The following is a 21,389-nucleotide window of genomic DNA, read 5'->3' as shown; positions in this document are numbered from 1 at the left end:
ATATAATTTCGAAGAGGGGTAAAAAACAGATAAATTATAGTCGTAGGGGTGAATTACATGGAACAATTAATGCGAAATTCGTTTCTTTTCTTATCTAAAAATAAAGCGCTAACAAAACTGGCTAAAAAGTACGGTTTACGCTTTGGTGCAGGTCGCTTCGTCGCAGGGGAAACGATTGAATTAGCGACAGCTGCAATTAAAGCATTAAATAAGCAAGGTCTTTGTGTAACAATCGATTATTTAGGTGAATTCGTTGATAACGAAGCGGAAGCAAATGAAATGGCTAGCGAATCGATTGAAGCGATTCGTGCAATTGGAAGAGAAGGTCTTAATTCGCAGCTTTCTTTAAAAATGACTTCTATGGGATTAGATATTTCTGACGAAATCGTAATGAACAATATGCGCCGTATTTTAGAAGCTGCAAAAGAAAATGGTGTGTTTATTACAATTGATATGGAAGACTATACGCGCTGCGGAAAAACAATTGATATCTTTAAACAATTAAAATCTGAATACGATAATATTGGTACTGTTATTCAAGCTTATTTATATCGTACAGAAAAAGATATTGAAGATTTAAACGCTTATAATCCTAATTTACGTCTTGTAAAAGGGGCCTATAAAGAACCTGAAGAAGTAGCGTTCCCGGAAAAGAAAGATGTAGATGACAATTATAAAAAAATTATTAAAATGCACTTATTAAATGGAAATTACACTGCAATTGCTTCGCATGACGAAGCGATTATTGAATATACGAAAAAACTTGCGGAAGAACATAACATTCCAAGGGATCAATTTGAATTCCAAATGTTATTTGGTATTCGTACAGAGCGTCAACTTGAGCTAGTAAAAGAAGGTTACAAAATGCGCGTTTACGTGCCTTATGGAAACGACTGGTATGGCTATTTCATGCGCCGTCTAGCAGAACGTCCAGCAAACGTTGCGTTCGTATTAAAAGGTATGATCAAAAAATAACCAAGGAGAAAATACTCCTTGGTTATTTTAATTGCTGAAATGCGTAGTGCGCCATTTTCTTCGTATCAGGATATAGCTGCGTACGAGTAGAAGATAACACGACGTTAATGACGCGTTTACCGTCTTTTTCATCAACTGTTACGACTGTGTATTTTCCGAGAGCTGATAAACCGCTTTTACTTCCAATCGCATATGGATCGTCATATAGTTCTTCTCGTCCATAGTTTGCGATTTTTGGAGATCGCTCTGAAGTATGTAGTGTTGTATGTATTGAATTCATATATTCTAAAACGATCGGATACTTCAAGGCTTCTTTCGTAATAATAGCAATGTCATATGGTGATACTTTATTTCCAAGTGCATCAGCACCGCTTGCGTTTTTGAAAGTCGCATGTTTTGTCCCAAGTTCCTTCGCTCTAGCGTTCATCATTTTCACAAACTCATTTTTTGATCCTGCGATATGTTCTGCAATTGACTCAGCGATTGGGTCTGCACTAATAATAAGCATAAGTTTTAATGCCTCATCACGTTTTAATTTTTCACCCGCGCGAAGCTTAATCTTCTTACTTTGACTTTCCGTTTTAATCGCATTCTCTGTAACCGTAATTTCTTCATCTTCTTTCACATTTTCTAGTAAGAGTAAGGTAGTCATCATTTTCCCTATACTAGCCGGATAAGAGCGTTCATCTTCCCGTTTTCCATACAAAATTTCACCTGTGTCTGCATCGATTGTAATCCCGTATTGCCCAGTAATGTTAGGCTGATCTGCTCTTACAACTTGTTGCCTTTGTGCATAAGAGAAGAAAATCATCCCTGTAAATAGTGTGGCAATCATTACAATCATGATTATTGTTCGTTTCATCGTCGTTCCCTCTTTTGTTTTCCATATGTACAAATAAATTGGGCAGAAAAAGCAGCCATTAATCATTATGCCACGTTCTCTGCCCAAAAATATAGCGTTATTTTTCGCCCATATTATGCTTCTTATATTGTTGGTTATTACTTTGACGCCCTTTTTCAACACCTTGATTATGCGGGCCTGCATTTCCAGTTACGCTTGCTGCGCTAATTCCAGCTTTTGAAGGGTTCTTCTTAAGTTTTGCCATATATATTCCTCCAGTTTCGTCAGATTATAAAAAGGAAAAGTGCATTTTAATGAAGAAAATACACATGTATAGCATAGCCAAATGAAAGAAATATATTTATTTCAGAAAATTTTATCAATAAATATATTGCGAAAATTCAAACTGTATCATATATTTATTAGTAGAGGCTCACTCATTGATTGCGACTTATGTCGAAAAATTGAATGAGCATTCATTCAAGAATAGGGGGAGAAATGGATGTTCCAAATTAAAAAGGCTGCTGTTCTAGGTTCAGGCGTAATGGGTTCAGGAATTGCGGCACACTTAGCTAATATTGGTATTCCGACATTATTGCTTGATATTGTACCACCTGCGCTTACGAAAGAAGAAGAAGCGAAGGGACTTACATTAGAACATAAAAGTGTGAGAAATCGTTTTAGTAATACGGCTGTGCAAAAACTATTAAAGCAAAAACCAGCTCCTCTGACAGTGAAAGGAAATTTAGCACTGATTGAAGCAGGTAACTTAGAAGATGATCTTGAGCGTCTAGCTGATGTAGATTGGATTATTGAAGTAGTAGTTGAAAACTTAGATATAAAGAAGAAACTATTTGAAAAAGTAGATGCTGTTCGTAAACCAGGCTCAATTGTGAGCTCAAATACATCAGGCATTTCCGTTGAAAAAATGGCAGAGGGTCGTTCAGACGACTTCCAGAAACACTTCTTAGGAACACACTTTTTTAACCCACCACGATATTTAAAACTTCTAGAGGTAATACCGACGAAAGAAACTGATCCACAAGTATTAAGCTTCATGAAACTATTTGGCGAAGACGTTCTTGGAAAAGGCGTTGTTATCGCAAAAGACACACCAAACTTTATTGGAAACCGCATCGGTACGTATGGCTTGCTTGTAACATTACAAGAAATGATTAAGCGCGGCTATAGCGTTGGAGAAGTTGACTCTGTAACAGGTCCATTAATTGGTCGTCCGAAGAGCGCAACGTTCCGTACATTAGATGTTGTTGGTTTAGATACATTTGTACACGTTGCAAATAACGTATATGAAAATGTACAAGAAGAAGAGCGTGATGTATTTAAAGTACCTGCTTTCATGCATGACATGCTTGATAAAAAATGGCTTGGAAGTAAAACGGGTCAAGGCTTCTTCTTAAAACAAGGAAAAGAAATTTTAGAATTAAATACAGAAACGATGGAATACGAAGCGCGCAAAAAATTAAAAGCTGCATCCGTAGAGTTAAGTAAGCAAGAAAAAGGATTAGCGAATAAATTGAAAGCGCTTGTATACGCGAAAGATCGCGCAGGAGAGTTGTTATGGAATATTATCACACCAACTCTTTTATACTCTGCAAAACTTCATAAAGAAATTGCTGACGATATCGTTGCAATTGACCAAGCGATGAAATGGGGCTTTGGATGGGAGCAAGGACCATTCGAAATTTGGGATGCAATCGGCGTTGAAAAGTCTGTTCAAAAGATGGAAGAAAACGGCGCAAATGTTCCTACTTGGGTGAAAGAAATGGTAGAGAAAGGTTTCACTACTTTCTATAAACATGATAACGGCGATAGCTACTATTACGACAATGGTGAATATAAGCTAATCGAACGTAACAAAAAAGCAATTTCTCTTAAGCAGTTAAAAGAGAAAAACGGTGTGTTAAAGAAAAATAGCGGAGCGAGCTTAATTGATTTAGGCGATGGTATCCTTTGCTTAGAATTCCATTCGAAGAGCAATGCAATCGGTATGGATATTACGCAAATGATTAACTACGCTGTTGATGAAGTAGAGAAAAATTATAAAGGTCTTGTTATCGGAAACCAATCGAAGAACTTCTGCGTTGGTGCGAACCTTGCAATGATCTTAATGGAAGCACAAGACGACAACTACTTTGAAATTGAGTGGGTTGTGAAAAACTTCCAAGATGCAATGACGAAAATTAAGTACTCTTCTAAGCCAGTTGTAGCGGCGCCATATGGTATGACGCTTGGCGGCGGTACAGAAGTTTGCTTACCAGCTGCGAGCATTCAAGCTTCTAGTGAGACTTATATGGGCTTAGTAGAAGTAGGTGTTGGCTTAATCCCTGGCGGAGGCGGTAACAAAGAGTTATACATTAAACACTTAAACAAAATGGCAAACGGTGTAGAATTCGACTTACAAAAAGTTGCGAATAAAGTATTCGAATCTGTAGCGATGGCGAAAGTTTCTACATCAGCACAAGAAGCTGTATCGAACAACTTCTTAGGCGATAAAGACGGTATTAGTGTGAATGGTGATCACTTACTATATGATGCGAAACAAAAAGCACTTTCTTTATATGAAGCAGGTTATAAAGCACCTATCCGCAAAAAGATACCAGTTGTTGGTGAGACAGGATATGCAGCGCTTGTACTTGGTGCAGAGGCAATGCATTTATCAGGTTACATTTCTGAACACGATCTGCACATTGCGAAGAAACTGGCATATGTCATTGCGGGCGGAAAAGTGCCGTACGGAACAGAAGTTGATGAGCAGTATTTATTAGATGTAGAACGTGAAGCATTTATTAGCTTAGTAAGTGAGATGAAATCACAAGCAAGAATGCAGCACATGCTTGTAAAAGGAAAACCATTACGTAACTAATAACGAGGGGAGATATCGTTCATGAGAGAAGCTGTCATTGTTGCGGGAGCAAGAACACCAATTGGAAAAGCAAAGAGGGGTTCATTAAAAACAGTTCGTCCTGACGATCTAGGGGCGTTAGTAGTAAAAGAAACGTTAAAGCGTGCGAATTATGAAGGACCAATCGATGATTTAATTTTCGGTTGTGCGATGCCAGAAGCAGAGCAAGGTTTAAATATGGCTCGTAATATCGGCGGGCTAGCAGGACTTTCTTACGATGTTCCAGCTATTACAATTAACCGTTACTGTTCTTCAGGTTTACAAAGTATCGCTTACGGAGCAGAGCGCATTATGCTTGGTCACTCTGAAGCTGTATTATCAGGCGGAGCGGAATCAATGAGTTTAGTTCCAATGATGGGACACGTTGTTCGTCCGAATAGTCGCCTTGTAGAAGCAGCACCAGAATATTATATGGGTATGGGGCATACAGCAGAGCAAGTTGCTGTGAAATATGGAATTTCTCGTGAAGAACAAGATGCATTTGCAGTAAGAAGTCATCAACGTGCTGCGAAAGCATTAGCTGTAGGGAACTTTGCGGATGAAACAGTATCTGTAGATGTGACGTTACGCTCGGTTGGATCAAACAACAAACTGCAAGAAGAAACAATCATTTTCGCACAAGACGAAGGTGTAAGAGCGGAGACGACGCTAGACATTTTAGGTAAATTACGTCCAGCATTTAACGTTCGCGGTTCTGTAACGGCTGGTAACTCTTCACAAATGAGTGACGGTGCAGCATCTGTACTATTAATGGATCGTGAAAAAGCAGTGAGCGATGGCATGAAGCCACTTGCAAAATTCCGTTCATTCGCAGTAGCTGGAGTACCACCAGAAGTAATGGGAATCGGCCCAATTGCTGCAATTCCGAAAGCGTTAAAATTAGCTGGTTTAGAGCTATCTGATATCGGTCTATTTGAACTAAATGAAGCATTCGCTTCTCAATCTATCCAAGTTATTCGTGAACTTGGTCTAGATGAAGAAAAAGTAAACGTAAACGGCGGTGCAATCGCACTTGGACATCCACTTGGCTGTACAGGAGCAAAACTAACACTATCTCTTATTCACGAAATGAAACGTCGCAACCAACAATTCGGTATCGTAACAATGTGTATCGGTGGCGGAATGGGAGCAGCGGGAGTATTTGAATTACTATAAAAAAAGTGCAGGTGGCTTGCTCAGAACAGGAGGGCGTTGGAAGCCCTGACGAAGAGGCGCTTTTTGCCTCACAGGAAGGGGTGAAACGACCGACTGTTCTAGCCACCGGAACTGGATTATAAAAAAAGTGGAAGCGGCTCGCTCAGAATGTGAGGGGGATGGAGCTTCAGACGTAGAGGCGCTTTTTGCCTCATAGGAAGAAGTGAAGCCATCGAACATTCTAGCCGCTGGAACTGGATTATATAAAAAAAGTGGAAGCGGCTCGCTCAGAACAAGAGGGCGCTAAAGCAAAGAATGGAAGCAACAAAGGTTTATAAAAAAAATGAGAGCCAGCTTCTTTCAAAATGAGAGAAGCGGCTTATGAAAATATGAAGGAGGAAATTTTCATGGAAAAAACAGTAGGAAATGCGGTTAAAGGCGGTAGCTTTTTAGTAGAGGAGATTACGATTGATCAAGTATTTACGCCAGAAGATTTTTCATCTGAGCATAAAATGATTGCAAAAACGACAGAGGACTTTATCGTAAATGAAGTTCTTCCAGAGCTTGAATATTTAGAGCAACACGAATTTGATCGTTCTGTGCGTCTTTTAAAAGAAGCTGGTGAACTTGGTTTACTAGGCGCTGACGTACCAGAAGAGTACGGCGGAATTGGTCTTGATAAAGTAAGCTCAGCGTTAATCGCAGAGAAATTCTCGCGCGCTGGTGGTTTTGCAATCACTCACGGTGCTCACGTTGGTATCGGATCTTTACCAATCGTATTATTCGGTAACGAAGAGCAAAAGAAAAAATATTTACCACTACTTGCAACTGGTGAAAAATTAGCTGCATACGCATTAACTGAGCCAGGTTCAGGATCTGACGCATTAGGTGCAAAAACAACTGCACGTTTAAATGCAGAAGGTACGCATTACGTATTAAATGGTGAAAAACAATGGATTACAAACTCTGCATTTGCTGACGTATTTATCGTATACGCAAAAATAGACGGTGAGCACTTCTCAGCATTTATCGTAGAGAAAGACTACGCTGGTGTATCTACAAGCCCTGAAGAGAAGAAAATGGGTATTAAATGTTCTTCAACTCGTACGTTAATTTTAGAAGATGCGTTAGTACCGAAAGAAAACTTACTTGGTGAAATCGGTAAAGGTCATATTATTGCGTTCAACATTTTAAATATCGGTCGTTATAAATTAGGTGTTGGTACAGTTGGATCTGCGAAACGTGCAGTAGAAATTTCAGCACAATATGCAAATCAACGTCAACAATTCAAACAACCAATCGCTCGCTTCCCATTAATTCAAGAGAAACTTGCGAATATGGCAGCGAAAACATATGCAGCTGAAAGCTCTGTATATCGTACAGTAGGTTTATTCGAAAGCCGCATGAGCACATTATCTGAAGAAGAAGTAAAGGACGGTAAAGCAGTAGCAGCTTCTATCGCTGAATATGCAATCGAGTGCTCTTTAAATAAAGTATTCGGTTCTGAAGTACTAGATTATACAGTAGATGAAGGTGTTCAAATTCACGGTGGTTACGGATTTATGGCAGAGTACGAGATTGAAAGAATGTACCGCGATTCTCGTATTAACCGTATTTTCGAAGGAACGAACGAAATTAACCGCCTAATCGTACCAGGTACGTTCTTACGTAAAGCGATGAAAGGTGAATTACCACTTCTTCAAAAAGCACAAAAATTACAAGAAGAGTTAATGATGATGATGCCAGAAGAAGTAGGCGATGAGCCATTAGCACTTCAAAAATATTTAGTAAAGAACGCGAAGAAAATCGGCTTAATGGTAGCTGGATTAGCTGCTCAAAAATACGGTAAAGCATTAGATAAAGAGCAAGAAATTCTTGTGAATATCGCTGACATCGTAAGCAATCTTTACGCAATGGAATCAGCTCTTCTTCGTACAGAAAAAGCAATTAAAACAACTGGTCTTGAAAAGAATAAACAAAAAGTGTTATACACTGAAGTATTCTGCCAAGAAGCATTCAACGAAATCGAAGCAGATGCGAAAGAAACACTTATCGCAGTTGAAAACGGCGACATGCTGCGCATGATGTTATCATCATTACGTAAATTAACTCGCCACACACCACTTAACGTAATTCCGAAGAAACGTGAAATCGCTGCAAAAATTTTAGAAGATGAGCGTTACACAGTTTAATAGAACAGTGGGAACCAGTAGCCTTGTGGCTGCTGGTTTTTTTATCGATGGATTCTTGAGAAGGGCTGTTTTACATATGTATTTGTAAACGGATTTTTTTAATGGAGGTAAAGGAGATGAAGGTAATAAAAGTAGGAACAGTTCATCAAATCGCATTTTTACCACGTTTATTTCCGATTAACTGTTATTTTGTTGAAGAAGAAACAGGATTAACTTTAATTGATGCAGCTTTACCATTTTGTGCAATGAAGATTTTAGAAGCGGCTCGAAAAATAGGGAAACCGATTACGAATATTGTTATTACACATGCGCATGATGACCATATAGGAGCACTTGATGCGATAAAACAAGAGCTGCCGGATGTTACGGTTTATATTTCTAAAAGAGATGCTCATTTACTTGAAGGAGATAGGGCACTGCAAAATGGAGAACGAAACACACCGATAAAAGTGGGTGTGTCCAAAAAGATAAAGACGATTCCAGATATTCTTCTTCAAGAGAGTGATCAGATTGGTTCTCTTTTAGCGATTGAGACTCCAGGTCATACACCAGGTTCAATGGTGTTTTTAGATACGAGGAACGATGCACTAATTGTTGGAGATGCATTTCAAACTAAAGGAGGAGTGGCGGTCGCAGGACAAATAAAGTGGCTCTTTCCGTTTCCTGTGTTTGGGACTTGGGATGCAGAAACTGCCTTGGCAAGCGCTCAAAAATTGCTGGAATATAAACCATCTATATTGGCGACAGGGCACGGAAAGATGATTAAAGACCCTTTGCTACGCATGAAACTAGCGATTGAAGAAGCAGAAAGGAATTTAACTAGAAAGAGCCTCAAATAATTTTGAGGCTCTTTTTGCTAGATGATATTATTTTGCTGGTTTTAAAAATGTGTATATGGCTAAGGAAAAACAAAGGAAAATAAATGCGATAGGGTCTTGATAGGGATTAGGTTCAGAGCCCTTCTGGATTTCTGTAAGGAAGTCATGTGTTTTCATGTTCATTTCTCCTTTAATTAATAAGTTTTATATGATGCGAGGGTTATGGTGGATAGATAAGAAATTTTTGGAATTCCATCTAATAATTATTCTATAGTAATCTAGTTCCAAAAACTATATAATACAAAGTTTTCATGATATGTAAAATTGCATATTATTCTTTTTGAAAATTTCGTTATATTATCTATATATTTGCATTAAGGGTTTTTGTTAAGGTAATGAAAACAAATGGAGGAATAGTATGAAAAAAGCAGTATTAGACGCGTATAATGCAGAAAGAGAAGTAGATAACATAACATATAAAAATCTAGTTGTAACGATTGCAAGCATTCTAGGGTTCTCACTCTTAGGGGGATTATTCCTTGCTTTAGCCCTTGGAATTTTTGGAGAAGAGGTATTACGTGCTAATTTAGAGGGATATTATTTACTTCTATTTGATGCAGCTGTTGTTACTATTGTTTTATTTGCTTATAAACCAGTGCTTCATTTTATTAAGAACATTTGGGATGTATCTGTTTTAAAAAATGGGAAAACCTACTTGTATTTATTAATAGGTTTTATCATCATTGCATTAACTCAGTATGTAATGTTAGAGTTGTTTAGCTTTGAAAGTGCAGAGCAGCAACGAGATCAATTAGGGAGCTTAGGACTTCAAAATAGTCTACAAAGTATTATATATGTGTTAAGTGTTGCTATAATTACACCAATTAAAGAAGAAATTTTATATAGAGGTATTTTGTATCGATTTTTTGAAAAGAAATATAGTTTTCTAGTTGGTACCATTATTTCTTCCTTCATCTTTGGGATTCTTCATGGTGGTTTTCCGATTACGGCAATGATTATGGGGATTGTATTTGCTATGTTATATAAGAAAACACAATCTATTGTACCTAGCATCATTTTACATATTGTATGGAACCTACTTGTGAGTATAAGTATGATTGTTTCTTTATAAAATTGAATGAATATTTAGCAGAAAAGATGAATGGCCTAGCTATTCATCTTTTATTTTGTTTATATGTGGGAAAAGTTAATGAATACAATCCAAAAAGAACCAAATACTAATGATGAATGAACAAAGAAAGGCGGGTATGTTATATGCAAAACTTAACAGAGCTTGAAGTTGAAAACTTACGTCATTTAATTGGTGGACATGCGACGATTATTAACAAATTGGAACAGTATGCACAGGCTTGTACGGACCCACAGCTAAAGCAAATGCTTGAGAAGGATGCACAAGATGCACGAAATACGAAACAACAATTAATGACTTTTCTAGGATAGGAGGAAGAGAGAAATGAATGAAAAAGATATGGTAAATGATTATTTAGCAGGGTTAAACTCAAGTTTAACAAGTTATGCAAATTATATTTCTCAGTCTGATAATGAACAGTTACATCAAACGTTAATTCAAATTCGTAATCAAGATGAGATGCGTCAACGTAATATGTATGAATATGCAAAGCAAAAGAGTTATTACAAACCGGCAGCGCCTGCTAATCCAATGATTGTACAGCAATTGAAAAGTCAATTAAGTGCGGAATAGTGTGATGAAAAAAACGAGCGAATGGATTCGCTCGTTTTTTTGTTTGGTATATGTCAATAAATACATAAAAAATATTTTTCCGGTTGTAACAAATATGACGAAAATGTAATATGACAATTCACAAAAAGGACAAAAACTTTGCTCAATATTTCACAAAGTATCCATGGTTTCTATCGTGAGAACCTCTATAATTAGGGGTGTAAAGAACGAAGGAAATAGACTACATGATCAATTAGGAGAGATTGCTATGAATAGAAACACAAGAAAAATTGCAATTATCGGTACTGGATTAGTTGGATCAAGCTGTGCGTATTCCATTGTAAACCAAGGGATTTGCGAAGAGCTATTGTTAATTGATATAAATCATGAACGTGCAGTTGGAGAAGCGATGGATTTATCGCACTGCATTAACTTTACAAATACAAGAACAAAAGTATATGCAGGAAGTTATGAAGACTGCAAAGATATGGACATTGTCATTATTACAGCAGGACCAGCGCCGAAGCCTGGACAAAGTCGTTTAGACACTTTAGGAGCCAGCGCTAAGATTATGGAGGGTGTTGTTGGCGGCGTAATGGAAAGTGAATTTGATGGCATTTTCTTACTCGCATCGAACCCAGTTGACATTATTACATATCAAGTGTGGAAGCTATCTGGATTACCTAGAAATCGTGTGATTGGTACAGGTACATCACTAGATTCTTCTCGCTTAAGAACAATTTTATCTGAAATGTTACATGTAGACCCTCGTAGTATTCATGGGTATTCATTAGGAGAACATGGTGATTCTCAAATGGTTGCTTGGTCTCACGTAACTGTTGGTGGAAAATCGATTTTACAAATTTTAGAAGAGAAAAAAGACCAATTTGGTGAAATAGATTTAGATGAAATTGTTGAGAAGACTGCAAAAGCTGGATGGGAAATTTATAAGCGCAAAGGAACTACTTATTACGGAATCGGAAATTCTTTAGCTTATATTGCTCGCTCAATTTTCAATGATGATCACCGTGTTATCGCTGTTTCAGCTATTTTAGATGGTGAATATGGCGAATATGATATTTGTACAGGAGTACCAGCAATTATTACTAGAGACGGTGTAAGAGAAGTGGTAGAACTAAACTTATCAGAAGATGAAGAAAGTCGCTTTGCAAAATCAAACGATGTTTTACGCGATTATATGAAAACAATTGGTTACTAAATTATAGGAGAAGGTGAAACAAATGAAGGAATATATAATGTCTCGTGTGTTTAAAGCTTCTGCCGGAATCGCACAGGGTATTTTCGTATCCCTTGGAATTGGTTTACTGATCGAAAATATAGGAAGAATTGTTGATATACCATTACTTATTACAATCGGAGTTGTTGCAAAATCACTTATGGCACCAGCAATTGGAGCCGGGATTGCCTTTATGCTCGGTGCAAACGGACTCGTAATTTTCTCAGCGATGGTAGCTGGAGCAATTGGAGCTGGTTCAATTTCAATTACTGAAGCTGGTCTCATCATTAAAACAGGTGAACCAATCGGTGCATTATTAACAGCGACTCTAGCAGTTTATATTGGTAAACGATTAAGTGGAAAAACTGCTTTAGATATGATGCTCGTTCCATTTGCAGCAATATTAGGTTCTGGTTTAGTCGGTATTTGGTTAGCTCAGAATATTAGCCCAGTTTTAAATACAGTTGGAGCATTCATTAAAGATAGTTCAGCTGGTAGCCCGTTTATCGCTTCTATCGTGATTGCTGTAGTTTGGGGATTGTTACTTATCTCTCCAGCTTCATCAGCTGCGTTAGCGATAGCGCTTAGCTTAGATGGTGTTGCAGGCGGTGCAGCACTTGCAGGATGTGTTGCTCAATTTATCGGATTTTCTGTTATTTCAGCGAAAGAAAATAACTTAGGCGGCATATTAGCTCAGGCACTTTGTACTCCAAAAGTGCAGTTACCGAACATTACTAAAAATCCAATGATTCTCGTCCCAACTGTCGTCGCCAGTGCAATAGTTGGCCCAGTATCGGCACTAATTTTCCAACTGGAAGCAGGAAAAGAAATTGCAGGTCTTGGATTAAGCTCTCTTATCGCACCAATTAATTTAATTTCCAGCCAAGGGTGGGAAGTTGTCCCAGCGATGGTAATCACTTATATCATCATTCCAGTAGCTGTTTCTTATATACTGTACATTGCTCTTAAAAAAGCAGGTCGTATTCATTCTGGTGATATGACTGTACCGCAATCTTAATTTGAAAATCTCCTTAATAATAGATAAAAGCAGACTGAAGCCACAGTCTGCTTTTTACATTTTTTGATTTTGTTTTACTGGAACACGTACGGTTTCTTTTGCTAATAAGAGCTGGACACCGAAGTATAGTACGCTTGCGAGCGTCATTCCAGAAATGGCGTCTACAAATGCATGCTGCTTCGTAAATAATGTTGATAAAATAATAAGCGTACCGAAGAAAGTAAGGATGTAATATTCCAAAGTATGCTGTTCTCTACGCTTAAAGGCAGCTAACATAATTACAAATGTCGTAAGGACATGAATGCTTGGGAAACAGTTTACTGGATGATCAATACTATAAATATAGCGGACTAGTTCGGAAAATACGTCTGTTCCAACGACGGTTGGGCGTGGTACAGTTGTCTGCCAAAAAAAATAAATCGAAAAACAAGCAAGTTTTCCAAGAATTACACTACTTAAAGTGACATAATATTGCTTTCGATCAGCAAAACAGTAATAAATAAGTGCACCGTATAAGTATGGAAACCAAAGTAAGTAAGGAATAATAAATGCTTTCACAAATGGAATCCAATCATCTACTACAGTTGTGACATCTACTGCGTGAACAGTAGATTTATTTAATACATCGTAAAGGGGACTTACGAGTACGAGTAGAAGTATATAACTTAACGGAAGAAGAGATGAAAGTTTAAATTTCTTCATGATAATCTCCTATGTTTTAGTAATGTAAATAAATTCAATTGATTATAATATAGAAAATCCAATTGGGCTATCGATTTTACTTACATTTTCTTGAATTCACCTTACATTTTTGTCACTTGACTTAAAAGAGGGGGAGGGTGCTATATGAAGCGTTCATTTTATTTCTTAGTTTTTATATTGTTATGCCTAGTGAGTACTGGGTGTGCAAAGGATAAAGAAGGAGAGAAATTAGAATACAACGGGAGAGCACTCGTAATTGGAGTTGTTGGTGAAAAGCCGAAAGATACGTTTAGAAATATAAAGTTTGAAAACGTTAAGTTAGAAGAACTGAAAAAGGAATCTGGAGCAGTAGATGGTTTTCTAATAATGAAAGAGCACTTTCAAGAAGCTTCGAAAGAGCAGTATAAAGATTTATTTTTATCGTTAAAGAAACCAGTGTTTTTTATTGGCTTACAAGATAAATCATATTCGACTTTTATTACAAAAAATATAGAGTATAACAGTGCACCAAAAGATGTAAATGCTATGTACGCGCAAGGTTTTGCAAATATTGGAAGTGGCGAAGGGCAACAATGGGGAGTAGGTTTATCGAATGGTGGAAATACAGAAGAAAGTATTCATAATATGTATATAGTAGTGTTTCAAACCATTTCGGACTATTTAAGTCGATGATGAAGGAGCCTGTAAAAGGGCTTCTTATTGTTTAAATAAAGTGAAACTTTAATCAGTGGGGGTTTTGTCCATCCACACTGATTATTAGACCGCACCAATCAGGCTTTTACGGGCAGTTATCTCCCACCTAACTTCCTCGCATTTGCCGAATTTCGAGGTGGGAGTCTTACTGCCCGTTAATGCGGGATAAACGTTTGTTTAAGATATATGTTCGGTATAGAAAATCATGTATTCCAAAGGTGATATAGAAAAACATGAAATTAATCAAACGTTTGTTTAAGAGGTATGTTCGGTATGGAAGAATTCATGTATTCCAAAGGTTGGGGTAGAAAAACATGAAATTAATCAAACGTTTGTTTAAGGTATATGTTCGGTATAAAAGAATCTACGTATTCCAAAGGTTGAGGTAGAAAAATATGAAATTAATCAAACGTTTGTTTAAGATATATGTTCGGCGTGGGATGAGAAAAAATTTTAAAAAAATTATATATTTATTTTTTCTTAATAAATGGCGGAAAAATAAGAAAAATTAGCAGGATTATTAAAAATTATCACGAAATAAGTAAAAGTTTAGCGAATAATCGTTTGAAATAATAAAATGTTTTCTATATGATAAAGGTAAAGGTTAGTAAAAAAGTAGGTGAATTTATGACAGTAACATTTTATTCATATCCAAAATGTGGCACATGTCAAAAAGCAAAGAAATGGTTTGAGGCAAACGATGTAGCATATGAGATGATTCATATTGTTGAAAATCCACCGTCAAAAGAAGATTTACGTAATTTACATGAGAAAAGTGAATTACCATTAAAAAAATTCTTTAATACAAGTGGAATGCGTTACCGCGAACTTGGTTTAAAAGATAAGTTAAAGGATGCAAGCGAAGAAGAAATGTATGAGCTTTTAGCATCTGATGGCATGTTAATTAAACGTCCAATTGTAACAGATGGAACGAGTGTAACACTTGGTTTTAACGAAGAGCAGTTTGAAAGTGTGTGGAAAAAGTACCAATAAGGTATTTTTACATAATTAATACATTCACTGGAGGTACAGTCATGAGCATTCCAAATAATTTACGTTACTCTGAAGAACACGAATGGGTAAAAACAGAAGGTAATGCGGTTGTTATCGGTATTACTCATTTTGCGCAAGGTGAGTTAGGCGATATCGTATTCGTTGAACTTCCTGAAGTAGGTGCAACAATCCAAGCTGACGAGCCATTCGGAAGCGTAGAATCTGTTAAAACAGTTTCTGAATTATACGCACCTGTAAGTGGTAAAGTTGTAGCAGTAAACGAAGAATTAAGTGACCAACCAGAACTAGTTAACGAATCTCCATACGAGGGTGCATGGATGGTTAAAGTTGAACTTTCTGATGCAAGCCAAGTTGAGAAGTTATTAACTGCAGAAAAATATGCAGAAATGACAAACCAAGACTAATTATAGTCGAAGAAAAGGACAGCCTTTGTGCTGTCCTTTTTTATGTTGTGTACATAATGAATTTAAAAACATATATATTAATTATTATGTAGGAGAACGTTTTTGAAAAACTTTTTTCATGGAGGCTTCATGCTGAGCGAGCCGCTTGCGCTTTTCATTGTCTAGCTCCAGCGGCTAGAACAGTCGGTCATTTCACTCCTTCACTTGAGGCAAAGAGCGCCTCTAGTTCAGGAGTTCCAATGCCCTCTTGTTCTGAGCGAGCCGCTTGCGCTTTTCATTGTCTAGTTCCACCTCCTAGCCCTTCATGTCTAAGAACCTTCCGTACGAGAAGACAAAAAAGCGTCTTCTGTACGAAAGAACCTTAGCCAACAGGGCTAAACAGTCGGTTCCGCTTTTCGTTATTGTCCAGCTCCAGCGGCTAGATTGTTCGGTGGCTTCGCTTCTTCCTACAAGGCAAAAAGCGCCTTTACGTCAGAAGCTCCATCCCCCTCACAATCTGAGCAAGCCGCTTGCGCTTTTCTTTTGCAAAAATAAACAGGAAACAACATGAAAATAACGAATATACTATATACTAAGTTAAAGGTTGTATAGTATATGGTGATCGGGTGATGACATATGATTTATGTGGAAAAAGTCATTATTGTAGAAGGTAAATCGGATAGAAGAAAGATTGAATCTATTATTCGTGAACCAGTGGAAATTGTTTGTACAAATGGTACAATTGGTTTGTCGAAAATGGATGAGCTCATTGATCAATTTTTTGATAAGGACGTATATGTGCTAGTGGATGCTGATGATGCAGGAGAAAAGTTAAGGAAACAATTCCGAAAAGAATTTCCGCAAGCAGAGCATATTTATATTGATCGCTCGTATCGCGAGGTGGCGACTGCACCTTCTTCACATTTAGCAAATGTATTATGGGGAGCAGACATTGACGTTTATACAGAATATTTACGGTAAGGAATGATAGAAGTGATTGATTGGACAGGTGCCGAAGCTACAGCCCTAATAGGAAATGAAGAAAAAACAGTGTTATATGTGTATACACCAATGTGTGGAACATGCCAATTAGCAAAGAAGATGTTAACGGTCGTTGAGATGACGATTGAAGATTTGAAAATTGGAATGTTAGATTTAAATTATGCCCCGCATTTAGCGAAAGAGTATGGGATAGAAAGTGTACCGTGTTTACTTATTTTTGAAAATGGGACACTGATGAAGAAAATATATGCATTTCATTCGGTTGAATATTTATATACGGAATTAAAGTAGGCGGCAAAGTTTTTGCCGCCTCGACATATTTCTTGGGAAATATGTCGACATGCGTGATAGATACAGTATTTGTCGAGCGAAAATAACAGGATTGCCCTTTAATAAGAGGGAATGGTATGTAATAGAAAGTGATATGAGGGATGTGGTTTAGGATGAAATTATATTCTTTGCTTCAATCATTTGTAAATTACGCTAATGGTCAATATCATTTAGAACCGCTTTTAAGGCAAGGAGAAAGAACTGTTAATTTTCGTTTTGGAGATGAATGCTGTTCGTTACAAATTTCAAGAGATTATATAGAACTTTTGAAAGAGGCGAGAGGAACGGAACAAATCGTTTGTTTAGAGGAAGAGGATGTACAAAAATTAGTGACTGGAAATATGAGGTTGCAAAAGTTAATGAGTGATGGACGGGTACAATATTCTGGAACGTATCGAACGATGTTATTAGTTGAATCGATGTTTCATATATGTAAACCGATGTCAGTCGGAGCTTAAAATTCTGAAGTTTCTTTTTTTACGAAAATTTCTGTTGACAGAGCGTGTGGATATTGATACAATTCAATTCATAAAATATAGACAATTTCATAAATTTTAAATCAGACGAAAATTTAATCTGATTTCTCTTATTAAGAGAGGTGGAGGGACTGTGCCCTGTGAAGCCCGGCAACCGTCAACTTATGTTGAAATGGTGCCAATTCCTGCAAAGCAAATGCTTTGAGAGATGAGAGAGAGGGATAATGTTGTTATATACGCATATAAACCTTTCTGCTTCTCTAGAAGCGGAAAGGTTTTTTGTCGTTTGAATGCGGAGGACATTCAAATAATAAGAGGAGCTATAACGATGGACTACACGCATCAAAAATAAAAAAATTGCGGAGTCTATCCAAAGTTTTATGAAATCCAGCTCCAGCGGCTAGAACAGTCGGTCGTTTCATCCCTTCCTATGAGGCAAAAAGCGCCTCTACGTCTGGGATTCCAACGTCCTCTTGTTCTAAACGAGCCGCTTACGCTTTTTAATCAAAAAAGGGGTGAACATCATGATCTTATTAGAAAATGTAAAGAAAATATATAAGGCAAAAAGCGGTGATGTCACTGCTGTAGATAACGCCAACTTACAAATAGAGAAAGGCGAAATATTTGGTGTTATCGGATATAGTGGCGCTGGGAAAAGTTCTTTAATTAGATTGTTTAATCAGTTAGAGAAACCAACGTCTGGCCAAATTACAATTGCGAATCGTGTGATTTCAGCAATTACAGGAAGTGAACTTCGTAAGGCAAGACAAGAGATCGGAATGATTTTTCAGCACTTCAACTTACTTTGGTCACGAACTGTACGCGAAAATATCGAATTCCCACTTGAAATTTCGGGTGTGGATAAGGCAAAGAGAAGAAAACGTGTTGATGAGTTAATTCATCTCGTTGGATTAGAAGGAAAAGGAGACGCATATCCATCTCAGTTAAGTGGTGGACAAAAGCAGCGCGTCGGGATTGCAAGAGCGTTAGCAAATAATCCACAAGTACTTTTATGTGATGAAGCAACGTCAGCTCTTGATCCGGAAACGACAGATCAAATTTTAGATTTATTGTTAGATATTAATAAGCGTCTCGGCTTAACAATTGTATTGATTACGCATGAGATGCACGTTATTCGCAAAATTTGTAATCGAGTTGCTGTAATGGAGAAAGGGAAGATCGTAGAAACGGGTCCAGTACTTGACGTATTCCGTAATCCACAGCAAGACATTACAAAACGATTTGTACAGCAGTTAACTGATTCTGAAGATACGAATGAAACGATTGAAAGTTTAATAGAAAAGTATCCAGATGGAAAAGTAATTCGTTTGCAGTTTGTCGGTGAAGCGGTAGAAAGACCGGTACTTCAAAGGTTAATGCAGCGCGGTGATATAGAAGTTAGCATTTTGCAAGGAAATATCGCGCAAACGAATAACGGCTCTTACGGAAGTTTAGTCGTTCATTTAAATGGTGAAGAAACAGCGATCCAGCAAGCAATAGAAGGGATTCATCAAGATCAAGTAGAGCTGGAGGTGATTGCACATGGATAAGTTAATCGCAAATATTGATTGGAATCAAATGTTAGAAGCAACTGGTGAAACGTTATATATGACGGCAATCGCAGCGCTTGCCACATTTGTTTTAGGACTTATTTTAGGATTATTACTCTTTATGACAGCGAAAGATAATTTATGGGAAAATAAAGCGATTAATACGGTGATTGGAGCGTTCGTAAACATTTTCCGTTCTATACCGTTCATCATTTTAATTATTTTATTAATCCCATTCACAAAGATTCTTCTTGGAACAATTCTCGGAGCGAGTGCAGCGCTGCCAGCTTTAATTATTGGAGCGGCACCATTTTACGCGAGAATGGTTGAAATCGCACTTCGTGAAATTGATAAAGGTGTAATTGAAGCTTCAAAAGCGATGGGAGCAAAAACAAGCACAATCATTTTGAAAGTATTAATTCCAGAATCGTTACCAGCTTTAGTATCTGGTATTACGGTAACGACAATTGCTTTAGTAGGCTATACAGCAATGGCAGGTGTTGTTGGTGCTGGTGGTCTTGGAACACTTGCTTACTTAGAGGGATTCCAGCGTGGAAATAACGATGTAACAATCGTTGCGACAATTTGTGTATTACTCGTTGTATTTTTAATTCAGTGGATTGGTGATAGTTTAACGACTCGAATAGATAAAAGATAATGAAAACAGGGGGATATTTCAAATGAAAAAATTATTACTTACAGCACTTATTTCAACTTCAATTTTTGGGTTAGCTGCTTGTGGCGGGAAAGATAAAGATGAAAAGAAACTTGTTGTTGGTGCTTCTAACGTACCGCACGCTGAAATTTTAGAAAAGGCAAAACCGTTACTTGAGAAAAAAGGAATTGAGCTAGAAATTAAAAAATTCCAAGACTACGTATTACCAAATAAATCGTTAGCGGATAAGGAATTAGATGCAAACTACTTCCAGCACATTCCGTATTTAGAAAAAGAGATTAAAGATAAGAAATATGACTTTGAAATAGCAGGAAAAGTTCATTTAGAACCGATTGGTGTGTATTCTCAAAAATATAAGAGCTTAAAAGAACTTCCAAACGGGGCGACAATTATTATGAGTAATTCTGTTACTGATCATGGTCGTGGTTTAGCAATTTTACAAAAAGAAGGTATTTTAAAAATTAAAGACGGAGTAGAGCCAGTTAAAGCAACTCCAAAAGATATTGCGGATAATCCGAAAAACTTAAAATTCAAAACAGATATCGAGCCGGGTCTATTGCCACAAGTGTATAACAATAAAGAAGGCGACGCTGTTCTAATTAATTCTAACTATGCAATTGATGCGAAATTAAACCCAGAAAAAGACGCGATTGCAATTGAAGGCGATGATTCTCCATACGCAAACGTAGTAGCTGTTCGTAAAGGCGATAAAGATAAAAAAGAGATTAAAGCTCTTATAGAAGTACTGCATTCTAAAGAAATTGAAGACTTTATTACTAAAGAATATAAAGGGGCAGTTGTTCCTGTAAAAGAATAATTGCGGAAAAAGGGCTGGTGTATGCCGGTCCTTTTTTTACTACATAACTATAGGGGAGAAGGGGACATCATATGAAAAAGATTCTATTGTCAGTTGTTACAGCATTATCTGTATTTACATTAGCCGCTTGCGGGGGGAAAGAGGAGAATAAGCTTGTTGTTGGAGCTTCTAACGTGCCGCACGCTGTTATTTTAGAGAAAGCACAGCCGATATTAGAGAAAAAGGGTATTAAATTAGAGATTAAAAAATTTCAGGACTATGTTCTGCCGAATAAAGCGTTAGCGGATAAAGAAATTGATGCGAACTACTTCCAGCACATTCCTTACTTAGATAAAGAAATTCAAGAAAAGGGATATAAAATTGTAAACGCAGGAAAAATCCATTTAGAGCCAATGGGCATTTATTCTAAGAAATATAAAAGTTTAAAAGAGCTTCCAGATGGCGGAACAGTTATTATGAGTAATAACGTAGCGGAGCGTGGCCGTATGCTCGCATTGTTACAAAAAGGCGGCGTTATTAAATTAAAAGACGGTGTAGATGTTGTTAAAGCAACAGTAAAAGATGTTGTAGAAAATCCGAAAAATTTAAAGTTTAAAACAGATGTAGAACCTGGACTTTCACCGAAGCTGTACGAAAACAATGAAGGTGATGCTTTATTTATTAATTCAAACTACGCAATTGATGCGAAATTAAATCCAACAAAGGATGCAATTGCAATTGAAGGATCAGACTCTCCTTATGCAAATATTATCGCAGTTCGTAAAGGTGACGAGAAGAAAAAAGAAATTAAAGAGTTAGTAGACGTATTGCATTCAAAAGAAATTCAAGACTTTATCAATAAAGAATATAAAGGTGCTGTACTTCCAGTAAATTAATAGGTGCTGGGAAGGACTGGGAATCATCCAG

23 protein-coding genes and 1 riboswitch are annotated in these 21,389 nt (G+C 37.2%); of the genes, 20 read left to right on the top strand and 3 right to left on the bottom strand.

The genetic code is table 11. The annotated features are described in order from the left end of the window. Positions 1–57: 57 nt before the first annotated feature. Positions 58–975: a proline dehydrogenase family protein gene (locus tag AB3X49_RS07440; RefSeq protein WP_002015957.1), complete on the top strand. Its 918-nt coding sequence runs from the start codon at positions 58–60 to the stop codon at positions 973–975. Positions 976–997: 22 nt separating this feature from the next. On the opposite strand, the gene AB3X49_RS07435 is transcribed toward AB3X49_RS07440, so the two are convergent. Beyond that, complete coding sequence (locus AB3X49_RS07435; protein ID WP_033713142.1) at positions 998–1,837, bottom strand: D-alanyl-D-alanine carboxypeptidase family protein; 840 nt, start codon at positions 1,835–1,837, stop codon at positions 998–1,000. 97 nt (positions 1,838–1,934) lie between these two features. Next, positions 1,935–2,081 (bottom strand): YuzL family protein, encoded by a 147-nt coding sequence (locus tag AB3X49_RS07430; protein ID WP_080448040.1) that lies wholly within the window; start codon positions 2,079–2,081, stop codon positions 1,935–1,937. Between the two features lie 237 nt (positions 2,082–2,318). Between AB3X49_RS07430 and AB3X49_RS07425 the strand changes: the two genes are divergently transcribed. From AB3X49_RS07425 to AB3X49_RS07385, 9 genes are all read left to right on the top strand, one after another. Further along, entirely contained in the window at positions 2,319–4,700 is a 2,382-nt protein-coding gene (locus AB3X49_RS07425; protein WP_367961269.1) for a 3-hydroxyacyl-CoA dehydrogenase/enoyl-CoA hydratase family protein, read from the top strand. A 21-nt stretch (positions 4,701–4,721) separates the two neighbouring features. After that, a complete protein-coding gene (locus AB3X49_RS07420; protein WP_060749352.1) occupies positions 4,722–5,894 on the top strand; it encodes an acetyl-CoA C-acetyltransferase in 1,173 nt (390 codons plus the stop codon). 386 nt (positions 5,895–6,280) lie between these two features. After that, positions 6,281–8,065 carry an acyl-CoA dehydrogenase FadE gene (locus AB3X49_RS07415; RefSeq protein ID WP_002089410.1) on the top strand — a complete coding sequence of 595 codons (1,785 nt, stop codon included), beginning with the start codon at positions 6,281–6,283 and terminating at the stop codon, positions 8,063–8,065. A 116-nt stretch (positions 8,066–8,181) separates the two neighbouring features. Then, positions 8,182–8,904, top strand: a complete 723-nt coding sequence (locus tag AB3X49_RS07410) for an MBL fold metallo-hydrolase (protein ID WP_367961267.1) — start codon at positions 8,182–8,184, stop codon at positions 8,902–8,904. Positions 8,905–9,301: 397 nt separating this feature from the next. Beyond that, positions 9,302–10,015 (top strand): CPBP family intramembrane glutamic endopeptidase, encoded by a 714-nt coding sequence (locus AB3X49_RS07405; RefSeq protein WP_002068003.1) that lies wholly within the window; start codon positions 9,302–9,304, stop codon positions 10,013–10,015. A gap of 143 nt (positions 10,016–10,158) precedes the next feature. Further along, the gene (locus AB3X49_RS07400) at positions 10,159–10,344 is read left to right on the top strand and encodes a hypothetical protein (protein WP_002089398.1); all 186 of its coding nucleotides are present in this window, start codon (positions 10,159–10,161) and stop codon (positions 10,342–10,344) included. Positions 10,345–10,357: 13 nt separating this feature from the next. Next, positions 10,358–10,606, top strand: coding sequence for a spore coat protein (locus tag AB3X49_RS07395; protein ID WP_002015950.1), 249 nt, complete (start codon positions 10,358–10,360; stop codon positions 10,604–10,606). A gap of 247 nt (positions 10,607–10,853) precedes the next feature. Further along, positions 10,854–11,804 (top strand): L-lactate dehydrogenase, encoded by a 951-nt coding sequence (locus tag AB3X49_RS07390; protein WP_483298769.1) that lies wholly within the window; start codon positions 10,854–10,856, stop codon positions 11,802–11,804. Positions 11,805–11,826: 22 nt separating this feature from the next. Further along, on the top strand, positions 11,827–12,840 hold the full coding sequence (locus AB3X49_RS07385) for a PTS sugar transporter subunit IIC (protein WP_002089394.1): 1,014 nt from the start codon (positions 11,827–11,829) through the stop codon (positions 12,838–12,840). Between the two features lie 54 nt (positions 12,841–12,894). On the opposite strand, the gene AB3X49_RS07380 is transcribed toward AB3X49_RS07385, so the two are convergent. Next, positions 12,895–13,542, bottom strand: a complete 648-nt coding sequence (locus tag AB3X49_RS07380) for a phosphatase PAP2 family protein (protein WP_002129758.1) — start codon at positions 13,540–13,542, stop codon at positions 12,895–12,897. 144 nt (positions 13,543–13,686) lie between these two features. On the opposite strand from AB3X49_RS07380, the gene AB3X49_RS07375 reads away from it, so the two are divergent. From AB3X49_RS07375 to metQ (AB3X49_RS07330), 10 genes are all read left to right on the top strand, one after another. Continuing rightward, on the top strand, positions 13,687–14,214 hold the full coding sequence (locus AB3X49_RS07375) for a hypothetical protein (RefSeq protein WP_353825615.1): 528 nt from the start codon (positions 13,687–13,689) through the stop codon (positions 14,212–14,214). A gap of 648 nt (positions 14,215–14,862) precedes the next feature. Then, on the top strand, positions 14,863–15,228 hold the full coding sequence (locus AB3X49_RS07370) for an arsenate reductase family protein (protein ID WP_060749347.1): 366 nt from the start codon (positions 14,863–14,865) through the stop codon (positions 15,226–15,228). Positions 15,229–15,269: 41 nt separating this feature from the next. After that, the gene (gene gcvH, locus AB3X49_RS07365; RefSeq protein WP_000026895.1) at positions 15,270–15,653 is read left to right on the top strand and encodes a glycine cleavage system protein GcvH; all 384 of its coding nucleotides are present in this window, start codon (positions 15,270–15,272) and stop codon (positions 15,651–15,653) included. Positions 15,654–16,268: 615 nt separating this feature from the next. Further along, positions 16,269–16,613: a toprim domain-containing protein gene (locus AB3X49_RS07360; protein ID WP_000640865.1), complete on the top strand. Its 345-nt coding sequence runs from the start codon at positions 16,269–16,271 to the stop codon at positions 16,611–16,613. 3 nt (positions 16,614–16,616) lie between these two features. Further along, a complete protein-coding gene (locus AB3X49_RS07355; protein ID WP_002015940.1) occupies positions 16,617–16,925 on the top strand; it encodes a thioredoxin family protein in 309 nt (102 codons plus the stop codon). A 152-nt stretch (positions 16,926–17,077) separates the two neighbouring features. After that, positions 17,078–17,422, top strand: a complete 345-nt coding sequence (locus AB3X49_RS07350; protein WP_002015939.1) for a hypothetical protein — start codon at positions 17,078–17,080, stop codon at positions 17,420–17,422. A 125-nt stretch (positions 17,423–17,547) separates the two neighbouring features. Beyond that, a riboswitch (SAM riboswitch) is annotated at positions 17,548–17,655 on the top strand. 309 nt (positions 17,656–17,964) lie between these two features. Beyond that, positions 17,965–18,990, top strand: a complete 1,026-nt coding sequence (locus AB3X49_RS07345; protein ID WP_002089382.1) for a methionine ABC transporter ATP-binding protein — start codon at positions 17,965–17,967, stop codon at positions 18,988–18,990. Further along, positions 18,983–19,648, top strand: a complete 666-nt coding sequence (locus tag AB3X49_RS07340; RefSeq protein WP_002129754.1) for a methionine ABC transporter permease — start codon at positions 18,983–18,985, stop codon at positions 19,646–19,648. Before AB3X49_RS07345 ends, AB3X49_RS07340 begins: the two co-directional genes overlap by 8 nt. Before the next feature lie 22 nt (positions 19,649–19,670). Beyond that, the gene (gene metQ, locus AB3X49_RS07335) at positions 19,671–20,483 is read left to right on the top strand and encodes a methionine ABC transporter substrate-binding lipoprotein MetQ (RefSeq protein WP_060749346.1); all 813 of its coding nucleotides are present in this window, start codon (positions 19,671–19,673) and stop codon (positions 20,481–20,483) included. A 71-nt stretch (positions 20,484–20,554) separates the two neighbouring features. After that, positions 20,555–21,358 (top strand): methionine ABC transporter substrate-binding lipoprotein MetQ, encoded by an 804-nt coding sequence (gene metQ, locus AB3X49_RS07330; RefSeq protein WP_367961261.1) that lies wholly within the window; start codon positions 20,555–20,557, stop codon positions 21,356–21,358. The last annotated feature ends 31 nt before the right edge of the window (positions 21,359–21,389 follow it).

This window comes from Bacillus sp. C30 (genome assembly GCF_040838255.1).
GTDB classification, from domain to species: domain Bacteria; phylum Bacillota; class Bacilli; order Bacillales; family Bacillaceae_G; genus Bacillus_A; species Bacillus_A mycoides.
This window is presented reverse-complemented; position numbering and strand designations above follow the sequence as displayed.

Excerpts from the sequence above, each read along its gene's own strand:
- AB3X49_RS07380 (WP_002129758.1), bottom strand. The coding sequence starts at position 13,542 with ATGAAGAAATTTAAACTTTCATCTCTTCTTCCGTTAAGTTATATACTT.
- AB3X49_RS07390 (WP_483298769.1), top strand. The coding sequence starts at position 10,854 with ATGAATAGAAACACAAGAAAAATTGCAATTATCGGTACTGGATTAGTT.
- AB3X49_RS07370 (WP_060749347.1), top strand. The coding sequence starts at position 14,863 with ATGACAGTAACATTTTATTCATATCCAAAATGTGGCACATGTCAAAAA.
- AB3X49_RS07430 (WP_080448040.1), bottom strand. The coding sequence starts at position 2,081 with ATGGCAAAACTTAAGAAGAACCCTTCAAAAGCTGGAATTAGCGCAGCA.
- AB3X49_RS07355 (WP_002015940.1), top strand. The coding sequence starts at position 16,617 with ATGATAGAAGTGATTGATTGGACAGGTGCCGAAGCTACAGCCCTAATA.
- AB3X49_RS07360 (WP_000640865.1), top strand. The coding sequence starts at position 16,269 with ATGATTTATGTGGAAAAAGTCATTATTGTAGAAGGTAAATCGGATAGA.
- AB3X49_RS07405 (WP_002068003.1), top strand. The coding sequence starts at position 9,302 with ATGAAAAAAGCAGTATTAGACGCGTATAATGCAGAAAGAGAAGTAGAT.
- AB3X49_RS07440 (WP_002015957.1), top strand. The coding sequence starts at position 58 with ATGGAACAATTAATGCGAAATTCGTTTCTTTTCTTATCTAAAAATAAA.
- AB3X49_RS07345 (WP_002089382.1), top strand. The coding sequence starts at position 17,965 with ATGATCTTATTAGAAAATGTAAAGAAAATATATAAGGCAAAAAGCGGT.
- AB3X49_RS07400 (WP_002089398.1), top strand. The coding sequence starts at position 10,159 with ATGCAAAACTTAACAGAGCTTGAAGTTGAAAACTTACGTCATTTAATT.
- AB3X49_RS07410 (WP_367961267.1), top strand. The coding sequence starts at position 8,182 with ATGAAGGTAATAAAAGTAGGAACAGTTCATCAAATCGCATTTTTACCA.
- AB3X49_RS07340 (WP_002129754.1), top strand. The coding sequence starts at position 18,983 with ATGGATAAGTTAATCGCAAATATTGATTGGAATCAAATGTTAGAAGCA.
- metQ (WP_367961261.1), top strand. The coding sequence starts at position 20,555 with ATGAAAAAGATTCTATTGTCAGTTGTTACAGCATTATCTGTATTTACA.
- gcvH (WP_000026895.1), top strand. The coding sequence starts at position 15,270 with ATGAGCATTCCAAATAATTTACGTTACTCTGAAGAACACGAATGGGTA.
- AB3X49_RS07385 (WP_002089394.1), top strand. The coding sequence starts at position 11,827 with ATGAAGGAATATATAATGTCTCGTGTGTTTAAAGCTTCTGCCGGAATC.
- AB3X49_RS07420 (WP_060749352.1), top strand. The coding sequence starts at position 4,722 with ATGAGAGAAGCTGTCATTGTTGCGGGAGCAAGAACACCAATTGGAAAA.
- metQ (WP_060749346.1), top strand. The coding sequence starts at position 19,671 with ATGAAAAAATTATTACTTACAGCACTTATTTCAACTTCAATTTTTGGG.
- AB3X49_RS07425 (WP_367961269.1), top strand. The coding sequence starts at position 2,319 with ATGTTCCAAATTAAAAAGGCTGCTGTTCTAGGTTCAGGCGTAATGGGT.
- AB3X49_RS07435 (WP_033713142.1), bottom strand. The coding sequence starts at position 1,837 with ATGAAACGAACAATAATCATGATTGTAATGATTGCCACACTATTTACA.
- AB3X49_RS07395 (WP_002015950.1), top strand. The coding sequence starts at position 10,358 with ATGAATGAAAAAGATATGGTAAATGATTATTTAGCAGGGTTAAACTCA.
- AB3X49_RS07415 (WP_002089410.1), top strand. The coding sequence starts at position 6,281 with ATGGAAAAAACAGTAGGAAATGCGGTTAAAGGCGGTAGCTTTTTAGTA.
- AB3X49_RS07350 (WP_002015939.1), top strand. The coding sequence starts at position 17,078 with ATGAAATTATATTCTTTGCTTCAATCATTTGTAAATTACGCTAATGGT.
- AB3X49_RS07375 (WP_353825615.1), top strand. The coding sequence starts at position 13,687 with ATGAAGCGTTCATTTTATTTCTTAGTTTTTATATTGTTATGCCTAGTG.